12 protein-coding genes are annotated in these 15460 nt (G+C 35.5%); 5 read left to right on the top strand and 7 right to left on the bottom strand.

Translation table 11 applies throughout. The annotated features are described in order from the left end of the window. The first annotated feature begins 194 nt into the window (after positions 1–194). Positions 195–1550 (top strand): UDP-N-acetylmuramate--L-alanine ligase, encoded by a 1356-nt coding sequence (gene murC / locus ACAM30_RS05320; RefSeq protein ID WP_369617547.1) that lies wholly within the window; start codon positions 195–197, stop codon positions 1548–1550. Positions 1551–1624: 74 nt separating this feature from the next. On the opposite strand, the gene ACAM30_RS05315 is transcribed toward murC, so the two are convergent. Beyond that, on the bottom strand, positions 1625–2248 hold the full coding sequence (locus ACAM30_RS05315) for a DUF1287 domain-containing protein (RefSeq protein WP_369617546.1): 624 nt from the start codon (positions 2246–2248) through the stop codon (positions 1625–1627). 106 nt (positions 2249–2354) lie between these two features. Here ACAM30_RS05315 and radC point away from each other — a divergent pair, with 106 nt between their 5' ends. From radC to ACAM30_RS05300, 3 genes are read left to right on the top strand one after another with little or no spacing between them, the layout of a single operon-like run. Continuing rightward, the gene (gene radC / locus ACAM30_RS05310) at positions 2355–3050 is read left to right on the top strand and encodes a DNA repair protein RadC (protein WP_369617545.1); all 696 of its coding nucleotides are present in this window, start codon (positions 2355–2357) and stop codon (positions 3048–3050) included. A gap of 3 nt (positions 3051–3053) precedes the next feature. Continuing rightward, a complete protein-coding gene (locus ACAM30_RS05305) occupies positions 3054–3740 on the top strand; it encodes a YjjG family noncanonical pyrimidine nucleotidase (protein WP_369617544.1) in 687 nt (228 codons plus the stop codon). Positions 3741–3742: 2 nt separating this feature from the next. After that, complete coding sequence (locus ACAM30_RS05300) at positions 3743–4489, top strand: hypothetical protein (protein ID WP_369617543.1); 747 nt, start codon at positions 3743–3745, stop codon at positions 4487–4489. 15 nt (positions 4490–4504) lie between these two features. Here the strand turns inward: ACAM30_RS05300 and ACAM30_RS05295 are convergent, their stop codons facing one another. After that, on the bottom strand, positions 4505–5782 hold the full coding sequence (locus ACAM30_RS05295; protein WP_264531377.1) for a replication-associated recombination protein A: 1278 nt from the start codon (positions 5780–5782) through the stop codon (positions 4505–4507). A 217-nt stretch (positions 5783–5999) separates the two neighbouring features. Between ACAM30_RS05295 and ACAM30_RS05290 the strand changes: the two genes are divergently transcribed. Continuing rightward, on the top strand, positions 6000–6764 hold the full coding sequence (locus ACAM30_RS05290; RefSeq protein WP_369617542.1) for a rhomboid family intramembrane serine protease: 765 nt from the start codon (positions 6000–6002) through the stop codon (positions 6762–6764). Positions 6765–7011: 247 nt separating this feature from the next. On the opposite strand, the gene rlmB is transcribed toward ACAM30_RS05290, so the two are convergent. The 5 genes from rlmB to ACAM30_RS05265 all read right to left on the bottom strand — a co-directional run bounded on the left by rlmB (position 7012) and on the right by ACAM30_RS05265 (position 15449). Beyond that, on the bottom strand, positions 7012–7746 hold the full coding sequence (rlmB, locus tag ACAM30_RS05285) for a 23S rRNA (guanosine(2251)-2'-O)-methyltransferase RlmB (RefSeq protein ID WP_068843780.1): 735 nt from the start codon (positions 7744–7746) through the stop codon (positions 7012–7014). Positions 7747–7838: 92 nt separating this feature from the next. Next, positions 7839–8720 carry a hypothetical protein gene (locus ACAM30_RS05280; RefSeq protein ID WP_369617541.1) on the bottom strand — a complete coding sequence of 294 codons (882 nt, stop codon included), beginning with the start codon at positions 8718–8720 and terminating at the stop codon, positions 7839–7841. A gap of 19 nt (positions 8721–8739) precedes the next feature. Continuing rightward, positions 8740–10455, bottom strand: coding sequence for a SusD/RagB family nutrient-binding outer membrane lipoprotein (locus ACAM30_RS05275; RefSeq protein WP_369617540.1), 1716 nt, complete (start codon positions 10453–10455; stop codon positions 8740–8742). 11 nt (positions 10456–10466) lie between these two features. Beyond that, positions 10467–13622: a SusC/RagA family TonB-linked outer membrane protein gene (locus ACAM30_RS05270; RefSeq protein ID WP_369617539.1), complete on the bottom strand. Its 3156-nt coding sequence runs from the start codon at positions 13620–13622 to the stop codon at positions 10467–10469. 393 nt (positions 13623–14015) lie between these two features. Continuing rightward, positions 14016–15449 carry a SusD/RagB family nutrient-binding outer membrane lipoprotein gene (locus ACAM30_RS05265; protein ID WP_369617538.1) on the bottom strand — a complete coding sequence of 478 codons (1434 nt, stop codon included), beginning with the start codon at positions 15447–15449 and terminating at the stop codon, positions 14016–14018. Positions 15450–15460 lie beyond the last annotated feature (11 nt).

Below are 15460 nucleotides of genomic sequence, written 5' to 3'. Positions count from 1 at the left end.
TGATGATGTTTTTGATAAAAAGGTTGGGAACGATTAAAAAATATTATCCCTACAAATTACTAATTTAGCACTAAAAGCAAATGAGACATTTTATAATTCCTTATTTTTGAAAAATAATTAACCGATTTAATCGTTGAATTCTATTTTCACTTTTCGATTAAACCGTTCAACAAATAAACGATTCAACGTATTCAATGAAAACACATTTCATCGCCATAGGCGGAAGCGCCATGCATAATTTAGCACTTGCATTGTACAATAAAGGATATCAGGTAACAGGAAGCGATGATGCTATTTTTGAACCTTCAAAATCAAGGTTGGAAAAAAAGGGAATCTTACCGGCTGAAATGGGTTGGTTTCCCGAAAAAATTACTGCTGATATTGATGCTATAATTCTGGGAATGCATGCAAAAGCTGATAATCCGGAGTTGCTAAAGGCACAGGAATTAGGGCTGAAGATTTATTCTTATCCGGAATTTTTGTACGAGCAGTCTAAAAATAAAACCCGTGTGGTAATTGGAGGTTCGCATGGAAAAACAACCATAACTTCGATGATTCTTCATGTCATGCATTATCATAATATCGAAATAGATTATATGGTTGGAGCACAGTTAGAAGGTTTTGATACGATGGTACATCTTACTGAAGAAAATGATTTCGTGGTTTTGGAAGGAGATGAGTATTTATCTTCTCCTATAGACAGACGTCCGAAATTTCATTTGTATCAGCCAAATATCGCCTTGATTTCAGGAATAGCCTGGGACCACATCAATGTATTCCCTACTTATGAGAATTATGTTGAACAATTCGAAATCTTTATTGGGAAAATTACAAATGGAGGAATTTTGGTGTACAACGAAAATGATCCGGAAGTAAAACGTGTTGCTGAAGCCGCTACGAATCCAATCCGTAAATTAGCTTATACTACTCCAAAATATACCGTTAATGATGGTGTAACTTTATTAGAAACTCCGGAAGGTGATATGCCAATTGAAGTTTTTGGTGCACACAATTTAAATAATCTTGCCGGTGCAAAGTGGATTTGCCAAAACATGGGAGTTGACGAAGCCGATTTTTATGAAGCAATCGCAAGTTTTAAAGGAGCCTCAAAACGATTAGAAAAAATAGCAGAAGGAAAAGGAAAAGTAGCTTACAAAGATTTTGCCCACTCTCCAAGTAAAGTAGCTGCAACTACAAAAGCCGTAAAAGAACAGTATCCAAACCGAATTTTAGTGGCTTGTCTGGAATTACACAGTTACAGCAGTTTGAACGCTGAGTTTTTAAAAGAGTATGAAGGAGCTCTTGAATATGCTGATGTTGCAGTAGTATTTTACTCACCGGATGCGGTAAAAATTAAACAGCTGGAAGAAGTGACTTATGAGCAGATAGCAAGTTCTTTTAATCGCGAAGACTTAATTATTTACACCAATCCTGATGAATTTAAAGAATATCTTTTCAATTTAAATCTTGAAAATTCAGCTTTATTATTAATGAGTTCCGGTAATTACGGAGGATTGAATTTTGATGATGTGAAAGGACTGATTGAGTAATTCGCCAATTAGAAAATTTAATAAAGTGCCAATTGTTATACAGTTGGCATTTCTTTTTTGGTGGAATTTTAAACCTATTTTTGATATTTAAAATGTCCAACAATTTTATATTCAAATAAACAATCTTCCAGAACCTGGCCTTGGCCGACGTTATGTACAATTAGATTTCGTTTTCCATCTCTGGATTTTTTGTTTGTCACAATTCCAATGTGTGGCAGTTTATTATTAATTATCCATGTAACAATTTCTCCGGTTTTATAATCTTTGGCATCTTGAGAAAGCGGTAGTTTTATGCCTTTTCGTTCAAAGAATACTTCTAGATTGGGGACTCTTCTATGGTCAATATTAGTATCTGTGCTTGTCATTCCCCATTTTTTTAAGTTTGGATAATCAGAGAAATTCTCAATCATATCTTCGTGAACTTCCTTTTGTAAATCAATACCTAATTTTCTATAGGATCGAATAATGACGTCTGTGCAGACTCCCTTGTTTTTTGGGACATCACCATTCGGATAGTTAATTTTAAAGTAAGAAGGATCGTAATCTATAGAAGGATCAATGATTGAGATTGCTGCATCGGATAATTTTTCCTCAAAATTTTTTGGATGAGAGGCAGACAGAGAAGTTATGGTTTTAGTTTCTTTTTGTTGGCAGGAAATAAAAAGGGTCAGAAAGAGAAGTTTGCTGAGTGATTTCATTTGCAATTGATTTTATTTTAAAGTTAGTAAAAAGCATAAAACAATTATGTTTTTTTTGAAGGTTTTTTCTTATTTTTAAATATCTTCGCTTCTTTAAATTTTTGTAATGATTTCAAAAGGAACCTATTCTCCTATTTCAGCATGGTCAGAAGACGACAGACCTCGTGAAAGATTAATGTTAAAAGGCAAAGAAGCTTTAAGTAACGCCGAGTTGATTGCGATATTAGTGGGCTCAGGCAGTCGCAATGAATCTGCTGTTGATTTAAGTAAAAAGATACTGGCCAGTGCCGGGAGTTTAAATTCTTTAGGAAAAAAATCTATTGCTCAGTTAATGGAATTTAAAGGGATAGGGCTGGCAAAAGCAATTACAATTATTGCAGCATTAGAACTTGGAAGAAGAAGAAGGGCAGAGGATGTGTCTCATTTGAAGATAATTACTTCGAGTAAAATAGTTTTCGAAATTATGCAGCCCATTATTGGAGAACTGTCTCACGAAGAGTTTTGGGTGATTTTCCTGAATAATTCCAATAAAGTAATTTCTAAATCTCAAGTAAGTAAAGGCGGAATTACAGGAGCCATTGTAGATGTGCGTATCGTTTTTAAATTGGCACTCGAAACAGGTGCTACGGGATTGATTTTATGTCACAATCATCCGTCAGGAAATTTGTTGCCCAGTGATGCCGATAAAAAGTTGACGAAAAAGATAAAATTAGCTGGGGATAGTTTAGATGTTAAAGTTTTGGATCATTTGATTATAACTGAAGCAAAATATTATAGTTTTGTAGATCAAGGAATTTTATAAATTATGAATACCACTATTACCGATGTCTTTTTTGATTTAGATCATACGCTTTGGGATTTTGACAAAAACTCTGAAATGGCTTTTGATCGAATTTTTAAAAGTAAATACCCCGAAATTAAAACAGAAGATTTTATCGAGAAATATGCTCCAATCAATCAGGAGTGTTGGAAATTATACCAAAACGATAAAATAACACATCTGGAACTCCGTTACAATAGATTGAAGTTTTCTTTTGACGCTTTGAATTATGTCATATCAGATGAAAATATCAACGAGATTGCTAATGATTATATTGAATTTTTAACCGACAACAATCATCTTTTCGAAGGAGCAATTGAAGTTTTGGAGTATTTAAAACCCAAATACAAACTGCATATCATTACCAACGGTTTTGCAAATGTTCAGGATAAGAAAATAAATAATGCATCACTTTCAGGTTATTTTGAAACCATCACAAATTCTGAGTTGGCAGGTGTGAAGAAACCAAATAGTATTATCTTTGATTATGCACTTCGTGTTGCCAAAGCTTCGAAAGAAAGTAGTGTTATGATAGGAGACTGTCTGGATGCGGATGTCAATGGAGCCTTAAATGCTGGTCTTGATGCTATTTTCTTTAATGAAAAAAGAATCGAAGCTCCGCAAAATATTAAACAAGTAAACCATTTATTAGAACTAAAAAAATATTTATAATTATGAGAATAAAATTTTTATTGATTGCATTCCTTACATCAGTTATTGGATTTTCACAATCGGTTAATGATTACAAAGCGGTTATTGTGCCTTTAAAATATGATTTTCTTAGAACAGAAAATCAATACAGAACGTCAACAATGACAAAAGCGAATTTAAACAAAGCGGGTTTTCAGGCTTTTTATGCTAATGAGGTACTTCCGGAAGGTTTTGGTGACCGTTGTGATCTTTTGTATGCCGATGTTAAAAAAGAAAATGGTTTTTTAATTACCAAGCTTTTTGTAGAATTTAAAGATTGTTACGGTAAAGTGATTTTTACATCCGCGGTAGGAAAAAGTAAAGAGAAGGAATATGAAACAGCTTACAGAGAATGTCTTGATCTTGCGTTTGTTTCAGTAAACGGGTTGCGTTATAAATACAATGGAAAAAGTGCCAATACTGTGAAATCTTCAATTCCGGCGACTCCGTTGACAACTGCAGTTATAGCTGCTAAAGTTGTAGAGGCGGCTCCGGTGGTTGATCTTAAAGATCCAAATTTATTGTATGCACAGCCAACAGAGAATGGTTACCAGCTAATTGATAAAACGCCAAAAGTGGTAATGAAATTATTGAAAACATCTCGTCCGGATTCATTTATCGCTATAAAAGACGGAGTTCAGGGATCTTTAAATGCAAAAGACAATCAATGGTTTTTTGAATATTATAAAAACGATCAATTAGTTTCTGAAAAAGTTTCAGTTAAATTCTAAAAATAGAATACGGTTTTAATAACCGTATTTGTCTTTCCAACGGTTCTTTAAAAATTCGCGGTTGCTATTCTCTCTTGAATTGTGCCCCGGATTGTAAAGAACCGTTTCTTTTATGGCATCTGGTAGAAATTCCTGCTCAGCAAAATTATTGGCATAATCGTGCGAATATTTATAATCATCACCGTAACCCAGTTCTTTCATAAGTTTGGTTGGAGCATTTCTCAAATGAATGGGAACTGGTAAATCTCCGGTTTGTTTTACTAATTGTTGAGCATTGCCGATCGCCATATACGAGGCATTGCTCTTAGGAGAAGTGGCGAGATAAATGGCGCATTGACTCAGTATAATTCTGCTTTCGGGATAGCCAATTGTAGTTACTGCCTGAAAGGTATTATTGGCCATGATAAAGGCAGTCGGATTGGCATTTCCAATGTCTTCACTCGACAGTATAAGCATTCTTCGGGCAATAAATTTTACGTCTTCACCACCTTCAATCATTCTGGCCAGCCAATAAACAGCTCCATTAGGATCACTTCCGCGAATAGATTTTATAAAGGCAGAAACGATATCGTAATGCTGTTCTCCACTTTTGTCATACAGTACTGTGTTTTGTTGTACCAATTCAAAAACACGATCGTTGGTGATGATAATTTCATCACCGGCAGAAGCGTTGATAACGAGCTCAAAAATATTGAGAAGTTTTCGTCCGTCACCTCCCGAAAGTCGCAATAAAGCTTCCGTTTCTTTTAAAGTGATATTTTTTGAAGCCAGGTAGGTATCCGTTTTTAGCGCTCGATGCAATAAAGCTTCTAAATCGGCTTTTGTGAAAGCATTTAAGATATAGACCTGGCAACGTGACAATAATGCAGGAATGACTTCAAAACTTGGGTTTTCGGTCGTTGCACCAACAAGTGTAATCCAGCCTTTTTCGACAGCGGCCAAAAGTGAATCTTGTTGTGACTTGCTGAAACGATGGATCTCATCAATAAACAAAATAGGATTTTTAGCAGTAAATAGTCCACCGCTTTGCTTAGCTTTTTCAATGACATCACGAATATCTTTTACACCTGAATTGATGGCACTCAGGATATAAAACGGACGCTTGGATTCCTGCGCGATGATTTGTGCCAGGGTAGTTTTTCCTGTTCCGGGAGGTCCCCAGAAGATTAACGACGGAATTATTCCTTTCGAAATTTGTTGCGTCAAAGATCCGTTTGGACCAACCAAATGACTCTGACTGATGTAATCTTCTAAGTGTTGTGGGCGAATACGCTCGGCTAAAGGTGCTTCCATTTTGTAAAATTACAGTTTTCGGTTTTAATTTTATAGTTTTTAGAAGCTATTCCTGCTGTCCGCTGTATCTTTTGTGTTCGCTGCGGCGGACACAAAAGGATGCCGCTTCCATCAGGGCTAGAATCGCGCTTAAGAATTTCGGTTAGCTGACAAATTATCAGTAAATTGTAATTGGATAGTTTTTTGATGTTATCATTTAAAATTTACCTTAAAAATTATGAACGACAACCACTTTAAATTTACGACTGCAGTTATTGGTCTTCCGGTATTTTTTGTCCTTTTTTTGTGGATCGTGTACTGGGTTCAGATACGCTTTGATTTCGATTTTTATCAGTACGGAATCTATCCAAGAGATCTGTCAGGTCTGCAGGGTATTTTGTTCAGCTCTTTCATTCATGAAAATTTAAGTCATTTGTACAATAATTCTATCCCTCTTTTAGTATTGTTGGCTGCACTTCAATTTTTTTATTCTAAACAATCCTTCGCAGTGATTGGCTACGGTATTTTATTTTCAGGACTAATTACGTGGATTATTGGTCGTGAAAATTTTCATATTGGTGCCAGCGGGTTGATTTATGTTTTAGTCAGTTTCATTTTTTTTAAAGGAATCCAAACTGGATACTATCGTTTAGTGGCGCTCTCATTATCTGTCATCTTACTGTACGGCGGAATGATTTGGTATGTTTTTCCGGAGGTTGATAAAACTATTTCCTGGGAAGGACATTTGGCAGGTTTCATTACCGGATTTGTTATGTCTTTACTTTATAAAACCCCTGAGTATGCAAAACCTATTGTTTATGAATGGCAGAAACCGGATTTTAATCCCGATGAAGATGCTTTTATGAAGCATTTTGATGAGAATGGAAATTTCGTAAATACGGAGGTAATAGAGGAAGATCCTTTGGTGTTAACAACTTACTTTAATTCGGACGTTGCGGTTAATTATGTAGTTACAAAAACGGAAACGGAGGTGAATAACTGATGTTTGCCGTAAAATGATTGTTTTTGTTTCGATACTAAATTCAATAGAGGTGTTATGAAAAAGTAAGCCTCATAATTGTATTCATTCTAAAATTGCCCGTAGTTGATTGCTTGTCCGTAGCCTAAGTTTGTAATTAGCACAATTACAAACAGGCAACAGATTTTGAAAAAGAATTGGTTATGAGTATATCTTGAAGACATTAATTTGTTATTTATTTGTCGTCGTAATTCTCAATTCTTCGTATGTTTTAACTTCTTTGGCGAACAGTTTCGTATAAAAATGCGCCGCACGCAACAGAAACATTTAAAGATCCGATAGATCCGAACATCGGTAATTTTGCTTTTTCATCAACAATTTTCAATACAGAAGGATTTATACCTCTGTCTTCAGATCCCATGATGATAGCTACTGGTTCGTTTAATGTAATGTCGTATATATTTTGGTCGGTTTTTTCGGTAGCAGCTACTGTTTTGATACCTGACCCCTGAAGGTAAAAAATGGCATCTTTGATATGTTCTACTTTACAGATTGGAACATTAAAAACTGCTCCGGCTGAAGTTTTAACCGTATCACCATTCACTGGAGCAGAACCAGCTTTCTGAACAATGATTCCATTTACACCGGTACATTCAGCAGTTCTGATAATAGCACCAAAATTTCTGGCATCTGAAATTTGATCCAGTATTAAAAATAAAGGTTTTGATCCGGATTCGATTGTTGATTCAACCAAATGTTCCAGTTCAATAAAACCAATAGGAGAGATGGTTGCTACCGCTCCCTGATGATTATTTGGAGTTAATCGATTAAGTTTTTCTACAGGTACGTAAGAAAAATTAATGTTAGCGCGTTTCATCACCTTCATTAAATCTTTCATTAATTCTCCGGAAATTTCTTTTTGAATAAATACTTTATCCACTTCTTTTCCCGCCTGAATGGCTTCTATAATGGCTCTAATTCCAAATATTTGATGTTCTTTTTCCATGTGGCAAATATAGGTATAATGTTGAGATAAAAAAAAACCACTCTGAGTGAACAGAGTGGTTTTGATATAAAATAAATCTAATTAAACTTTTACTAATTTGCCTTAACTAAATTGAGTGTATATTCAGCTGATCCACTAAATCTAATTTTTAAGTTAATGTCTCCGGTACATGAACTAACGTTACCAGTTCCTGTCACAGTGTAAACTGCTCCCGGACCATAATTCCATGGTTCATTGCTGGTTACTGTAACAGTGTTTGTGGCTGGGTTTATAGTACCGATTATGTAAGAAGTACTTGAGTTTATCACGTATGGATTTGCTGTATTTAATATTCTAAATACATATTTACCATTTGCTAGATTATATACTACTGGTACAATATCACCAGGAGCGTAATCTTCCCATGTATCTGCTGTTACCTTATAGTTTCCATTAAAAAGTGAAGCATCATTTAATGGACACAATGCTGTGTAAGTTTGTACAACTTTCCATAGTGTTGAATTGGCAACATCGGCTCCATAAAGTGGCTGGCCGTTATCTGCGATCATTTTCAAAACAGTTCCATCTTTGGTTTTAACATCGGCAGAAATTACCAGTTTGTCATTAAGACCAAAACTTGCAAATGCTGGGAATGCCTTGATTAACTCCGCTTTAGTATACTTTAATTGTGCTGGAAAAGTCGTAACATTTGCTTGTAATGTCGCTTTTGAAACAACACCGTTTTTGGTGAAAAATGCGACAACATCCATAGAAGTAATGTCGCCTGTAGCAACTTGTAATGTTAATCCTAGATTTACATCTCCGCCATTTTGCAGTGCAACAATGTTTATACCCTGGTCAGATGTAGCAACTTTGTTAATGTTTGGAGTAGCTCCTTCTATGGCGCCAATATTTGATGTTCCTCCATCGTCATCACATGAGAACGCTATTAGTAAAAATAGCATTGATGTGAATATTAGTTTTATATTTTTCATTTTATTCGTTTTTTAATGATTAAAGATCCCAAAAGATTTTATAAGTACCTGGGTTTTTCTGAGCTGGTGCATTAGCATTAGAGTTTAGCTCTACTTGTGGCCAATACCATGATAGCTGAAATGGATTATTCAGTACAGTTTGAGAATCATTCAGAGGGAAAGCATCATTGTTATTCAGCTGGTATTCTTTTGTGGTGCTAAGCGGGTTTGCTAATACAGGGAAACCAGTTCTTCTGTAATCAACATACTGATCTGCAGGATCACCAAAAGTACCTACCCACTTTTGTGTCATAATAATTTCTAATTTTTTTGTAGCATCACCAGCATTAAATTCGTTCATTAATTTTGTAATGAATGTAGTTACAGCAGCAGAACCTGTCAGAACAGGAATTGTTGCTAATTGAGGTGATTGGCTCTTAGCTACTACCTGATCTACTTTAGCAAAACTTGCGGTAACTGCCTGCTGAAGTTTAGCTGAGGCACTTCCGGCTAACTTTCCAACCTGTATTAACTCTGCCTGAATGTACAAGAATTCGTCATAAGTTAATATTCTGTGTGGCGCTATACCAGTTCCTGATTTTGCAGCTAATGTTGATACTGAACCACCTTGTCCGTCATCATATCTACCTCCTGAAGGGAAGATACCAGGGTAAGTGAATGTGTTTTCAGCACTTTTATCTCTGTCCGGACCTGTACTTCCAAATCGGATACTAACGAAACCAGTTGATTTATCCCAATAATCTGCACCTGGATTTCCTGTAGTGGTGTTTCCTTGATCAGGTGGGAATTGGTTTGGTTTTAATTGGTTGTAATAGTAATATTTCATCCTTGGATCTGGATTACCGTTATGGATGTTAGGATTTACTCCTTTTAAAATTTCATACATCCATGGGCTTTGGTAAGATCCAAACTGAGTACTCTCGTAAGATTCAATAAACAACCTGTTTCTTTCGTTAGTAGGTGAAATTGAATTGAAACGTGCAAATTGGAAATCATCAGCGTTTGAAGTGAAGAAATCGCCTTCGGCTACCAGCGCGTTAAATCCTGCCTGATCAAAATCGGAAGTTAATCGTACCTGGTTGTACAATTTTAGTTTAAAGGTATTAGCAAATTTGATCCATTTAGTACTGCTACCTCCATAAAAAACATCATCAAGACCTGGTTTTTTTAAACCAGCATTGCTTTTTAAGTTAACTTTTGCAGCATCTATTAATTTAAAAATACTGGCATAAATTTCTTTTTGATTGTCAAATTTTGGTCCAAGATTACCAGAAGTTAATTTGGTTGCTTCTGTATAAGGAACATCTCCCCACATATCTACAGCATATGCCATAATATATGCTTTTTCCATTTGAGCAATACCAAGATACACTAAATCTCCTGATGCAGTAGCTTGTGTTATTAAGGTTTCGATATCATTTAGACCTAAATAAATAGTATTCCAGTCATTATTCATAGGAATGTTGTCAACTTTTACACCATATTGATCTTCTTCTTCTCTGGAAGTCATTTGATGGGTGTATACAGCTAATATGTCTCCCGTACTGTTGTTGAAATCACCTAGTTCAGAAATAGTTGTTTGCGTATTTGTTAATAGGTAATTTAACGGGGCAACTGTAGGGTCATCTGTATCTTTATCAACATCTAAATAATTACTGCAGCTACTGAAAAAAGTAGTGAGAGATAATAAAACCAGAGCAGTTTTATTATTTTTTATAGAATTATATAATTTCATGTCGTTTTGTATTAAAATGTTAAATTAATTTTGAAGCCCCATCTTTTTGCTGTCGGAGCAGCTGAAGTCTCTATACCTTGTAATGTTGAATTACCGTAGCTTGTTGTTTCAGGATCAAAATTGGTATACTTAGGAACGTTTGGTGCAAAATACCATAGGTTGTTTGCAATAAAACTTAAACTGATTTTTCCAAATGGAGTTTTTTCAAGAATTTTACTTGGTACGTCATAAGTTAAGTTTATCTCTCTTAATCTAAATACAGTTCCGTCATAAATTGTCGCTTCATCAACAGAATTTATTCCAAAAGTACTTCCTCCGGCAGGAGAGAAGTAAAGCTCATTCATGCTTAATTGAGTAGTGTTTGGAATTTGATTTCCATTAGCATCTAAGATCGGAGTTCCGTCATTATTTCCGTAGTAACCCGGGATAATAAATGTTTTCTCTCTGTCTTCAGTATCTCTGGTTACACCTCTTCCTAATAATTGTTCTATAGTAGAAGAAGAGATATCACCTCCTTGTTTCCAGTCAAATTGTGTTCTTAAACTCCACGCTTTGTAAGTAAAGGTATTAGCGAAACTTACTCTGAAATCAGCATTTGGATCTCCAATAACACCAAGTGATGGGTCTTGAATAACGGCTCCTCCTGATCTGTTGATCAAATAATTTCCATTAGCATCACGAGCAAATCTTGTTCCGTAGAAAACTCCAAAAGGCTGTCCTGGAATTGCATAAGCAATTTGGTTTGCATTAAGTTGAATTCTGTCTAAACCTTCTTTCAATGTTAATACTTCATTTTCGTTTTTAGTGAAGTTAGTTAGTAACGACCATGTGAAGTCTTTAGTTTTAACAGGTACTAATGTTAATCCAAGTTCGATACCTTTGTTTCTAATAGAACCTGCATTTGTATTTAATTCAGTAAAACCTGTTGAAGAAGCTACAGTTACAGGAGTAATTAGATCTCTTGTCGTTTTGGAGTACAAACTCAAATCAACTACAATACGTTTTCTGAAAAACTCTAAGTCAGTACCAATTTCGTATTCTTCTGAGAATTCTGGCTTAACATTTTGATCTCCCAGGAAAGTATTGTTTCCAATTCTAGGAAGGCCATTGTAAGCTTGTCCTTGGTTGTAAGATATTTTTAAGAATTCTGCAGGTACATCTCTACCAACTTTAGCGAAACTGGCTCTTAATTTAGCAAAAGTTAAAATATCACTTTGGATATTGAAGGCATCAGTTATAACTGCTGAGGCACTTACAGATGGATAGAAATAAGAGTTTCTTTCTTTTGGTAAAGATGAACTCCAGTCATTTCTGGCTGTAGCATTTAAAAACAGGTAATCTTTATAGGATAAAGTTACATCGGCAAATACTCCGACATTTCTTTTCATAGCTCGCTCATCCGTTAGATTCGCTATACTTTTAACGTTTTTAAAAGTAAAGATGTTTGGTACAATGAATTCTCTTCCTTCATTTGCAAGTCTTGAATACTCATTTTGCAATACGTTATTACCAACAATAGTTGCTAATTTAAAGTTCTCATTCAATTCATAATTGAAGTTTAATAAGAATGTAGATTCAATATCCTGGTTTACGTAGTTATCAGCAAGTAAATTACCTAATCCATTATTTGCTCTGGAAGCCAGATCACGAACCTGAGTTCTCGCTAATGAATATTTGTTAATACCAGCTCTGTAAGATGCTGAAATATTGTCGTTGAAAGTGTAGTTTAAGTTAATACCTGCAACAATTCTATCCGTATGAGTGATAATCTGGTCGTGTTGCCAAGACCAAAGTGGGTGGTCGAATTGTGTTCCGTTTGGAGTAACAGATCCACCTGTTACAGGATCTACGTATGGAAGATTTAAATCCCAGTTTCTGGCTAAGAACAAAGTTCTGGCAAATGAAGAAGAAGATCCTGCAAATTGGTTTTCTCCAAAGAAACCTCCTACTTGTTTTGTTTTTGAGTACGCTAAGTTGGCTCCAACAGTGAATTTTTTACTTAGTTTGAAGTTTCCACCTGCAGACATAGAGGTTCTGTCGTAAGAGTTGTAAGGAATGTAACCATCCTGACGTAAATCTGAAATAGTAGCATTAAAAGTTCCGTCTTGTCCGGCATAGTTAAAACCGATTGTTTTGTCTAACACTGTTCCTGTTCTGAATAAGTCTTTTACGTTGTTTGGTTTTGCAACATAAGGAACTGTAGGTCCAAACTGATCAGGGAAAGCGGCTAGCAATGTTGGCCATGTAGGGATTGTTGCCATTGAGTCAAAGCGTGGTCCCCATGAACCATTTGCGTTTGAGTACTGGAAATTTGCTCCTGAACCATAAGTGTTTTGGTAGTCTGGTAAGTTGGCTATGGTTTCAAAATAAGTACCCATTCCAACATTTACATTTAATTTTTGTGATTTATTTGGTTTAGATGCACCGGATTTAGTGGTTACAACGATTACCCCGTTCATAGCTCTTGAACCGTAAAGTGCAGCAGCAGCAGTACTTTTAAGTACGTTGATACTTGCGATGTCATTAGGATCTAAAGAAGATAAAGCAGATTCATATCCACCTCCTCCAGTGATTTGGCTAGTTGAAGTTACCGATACATTGCTGTAAGCAATACCGTCAACGATAATTAAAGGGTCTGTATTACCTGTTAATGAGTTTACCCCTCTAATGGTAATTTGGTTGGCAGCTCCTGCAACACCAGTTGATGTATTAATGTTAACCCCTGCAACTTTTCCTGCAAGAGCTCTTGATAAATCTGGTTCTGAATTTTGAGTAATTTGTTCTGCTTTTACTTCGCTAACAGAGTATCCTAGTTTTTTAGGATTACGCTTAATACCGAATGCAGTTACAACAACACTTTCCAGTTGTTGTGCGGCACCATCTAATAATTTTACATTAATTGCAGAAGAGGTGGCGGCTACTTCCTGAGTTTTCATCCCGATGTAGCTAAATACCAAAACCTGGTTTGAAGAAGCTTTGATAGAGTATTTACCATCAAAGTCTGTTTGTGTCCCTGTTTTTGTTCCTTTGATCAATACACTAACACCTGGTAAAGGCATTCCTGTATTATCGGAAACTGTTCCAGAAACAGCTCTTTCTTGCGCAAAAGTAAGTTGCGCTACTAGTACTAATAAAAGTACTAGGAGTCCATTGAACTTTAGTTTCATTTTTATGTGTTTTGAATTAGTCTGGTAAAAATCTTAATTATTTGTTAAACGACCTAATATAAAAAGCTTTTTTTTTGGGAATGTAGAGTATTTTATTGCAGGATGTGTTTTTTTGATGTTAAAAAGTCAGTGTTTATGCGGTGTTGAAGGATTTTTGTTTGAAATACGACAATGCTGAAAAATGTTAAAATTTTGTGAGATAAACTTAAGAGGAGGTGTTTGGGGTGTTTGGTATTCTCTTAAAAACGATATTTAAGTTTTTTTTTAATATGGAGGATGAGGCAGATTCTTTACCTGTTTATAGATTTTGTATGTTTTTATAAAAAAAAAGAAGGGCACTTATCTCAAGATAAGTGCCCTTCTTAGGGTTTGTTTTGGAATTAAAGAATACTATTATCTAGTACCTCCAGCCCACCAAACTTTTTCTTTGTATACATAAGAACCGTCTCCGTATAGTTCTTTAACGTTTGTGTTTGAAGCAACGTCAGATTGACCGTAAGCAAATCTTTGTGGAAACAATTCAGGTTTTGGATTTACCATAGGAATAAGGTCTCCATTACCCATTGCTTGTAAACGTCTGATGTCGTTATAAGATTCGATACCTTCATTTTCAAAGAAAGAAATGTGTTTTTCTACCATGATTTTTTTCAACAAGGCATTACCGGTTAAAGCTCCAATAGAAGCAATGTAGGTATCTGCTTGCGCCGGTGTAAATGCTACAGCTGTTTTTTTAGCGTAAGCTGCTTTAATAGCTGCATTCATCGTTGTTTGTGCTTCAGGTAAACCTAATCTCGCTTGTGCTTCAGCTTTCAAGAACAATAATTCGTGGTAGCTTAATAAGTAGATTGCGTTTGCCTCGCTCATAAGAGCTGAGATAGAATATCTGCCTTGAGCTTCAACATCTTCTTTTGAATTGTCAAAAGGAAGTACTACACCAGCCTTTTTTGTAAAGAAAGAAGCTGTACGAGCATCTGCAGGTCCGTTAGCAACCATAGTGTCGTAGAAACTTTTAGCAACACAAATAGCTCCTCTGTTTAATTCGAATCTTGCGAAAGGATTTGGAACACCACCATTTACAAGTTTTAATTCGTCGCTAGCATCTGCGAAAGAAGCATTTACATAGTTAATTACACCTTGGTAATCCGCTTTTCTAAGAGATAATCTCATAGTGTATCTTGCTAATAATCCGTTTGCTGCTTTTATCCATTTAGCAGAATTTCCACCATAAATAGGATCCTGAACACCTAAAGTTGCATAAGTTGAAGTTTTGTTCAAGTTAGCAATACCTTCAGTAAGGTTTTTAAAGATGTCTTGGTAAATAGCTTCTTGTTTGTCAACTTTTGGTTGAAAAATTACTCCTGGTTTTACAGCTTCAGTGTAAGGAACGTCTCCAAAAAGATCGGTAAGGATCGCTAAGTTGTAAGCCTTTAAGATTTGTGCTACACCTAATGTTTGGAAATTTCCTTTTTCTTTACCAGTTGTACAGTTGTCAATAATCACTCCTAAATTCAATAATTGTCTGTAGCTATTGTTCCAGCCGTTATTGTAAGTTGAAGATAATTGTGGATCAGCTCTTCTAATCTGAGCATTGTACATTTGATTGTGATTTCCTGCACTTAACTCAGAGTAGATACCTGCGTAAAATGAAGCATCAGCACCAGTTACTGTGAAGGCAGAATTCACCATAACATCCGTAATGATTAAGCGGCTAGCCATCTCTGTCGGATTGTTCACATTCTTATTTATTTCGTCCATCTTGTCCTCAGAACAAGCTTGGAATAAGAACGTAGCCATTAAAGCTGTTAGTGTTATTTTTATATTTTTCATTTGATTTTTTT

Source organism: Flavobacterium sp. CFS9, from assembly GCF_041154745.1.
In the GTDB taxonomy this organism is placed as follows: Bacteria; Bacteroidota; Bacteroidia; order Flavobacteriales; family Flavobacteriaceae; genus Flavobacterium.
This window is presented reverse-complemented; position numbering and strand designations above follow the sequence as displayed.

What these genes read in the sequence shown, in the direction of transcription:
- murC (WP_369617547.1), top strand. Translation starts at nt 195, where the DNA reads ATGAAAACACATTTCATCGCCATAGGCGGAAGCGCCATGCATAATTTA.
- ACAM30_RS05315 (WP_369617546.1), bottom strand. Translation starts at nt 2,248, where the DNA reads ATGAAATCACTCAGCAAACTTCTCTTTCTGACCCTTTTTATTTCCTGC.
- radC (WP_369617545.1), top strand. Translation starts at nt 2,355, where the DNA reads ATGATTTCAAAAGGAACCTATTCTCCTATTTCAGCATGGTCAGAAGAC.
- ACAM30_RS05305 (WP_369617544.1), top strand. Translation starts at nt 3,054, where the DNA reads ATGAATACCACTATTACCGATGTCTTTTTTGATTTAGATCATACGCTT.
- ACAM30_RS05300 (WP_369617543.1), top strand. Translation starts at nt 3,743, where the DNA reads ATGAGAATAAAATTTTTATTGATTGCATTCCTTACATCAGTTATTGGA.
- ACAM30_RS05295 (WP_264531377.1), bottom strand. Translation starts at nt 5,782, where the DNA reads ATGGAAGCACCTTTAGCCGAGCGTATTCGCCCACAACACTTAGAAGAT.
- ACAM30_RS05290 (WP_369617542.1), top strand. Translation starts at nt 6,000, where the DNA reads ATGAACGACAACCACTTTAAATTTACGACTGCAGTTATTGGTCTTCCG.
- rlmB (WP_068843780.1), bottom strand. Translation starts at nt 7,746, where the DNA reads ATGGAAAAAGAACATCAAATATTTGGAATTAGAGCCATTATAGAAGCC.
- ACAM30_RS05280 (WP_369617541.1), bottom strand. Translation starts at nt 8,720, where the DNA reads ATGAAAAATATAAAACTAATATTCACATCAATGCTATTTTTACTAATA.
- ACAM30_RS05275 (WP_369617540.1), bottom strand. Translation starts at nt 10,455, where the DNA reads ATGAAATTATATAATTCTATAAAAAATAATAAAACTGCTCTGGTTTTA.
- ACAM30_RS05270 (WP_369617539.1), bottom strand. Translation starts at nt 13,622, where the DNA reads ATGAAACTAAAGTTCAATGGACTCCTAGTACTTTTATTAGTACTAGTA.
- ACAM30_RS05265 (WP_369617538.1), bottom strand. Translation starts at nt 15,449, where the DNA reads ATGAAAAATATAAAAATAACACTAACAGCTTTAATGGCTACGTTCTTA.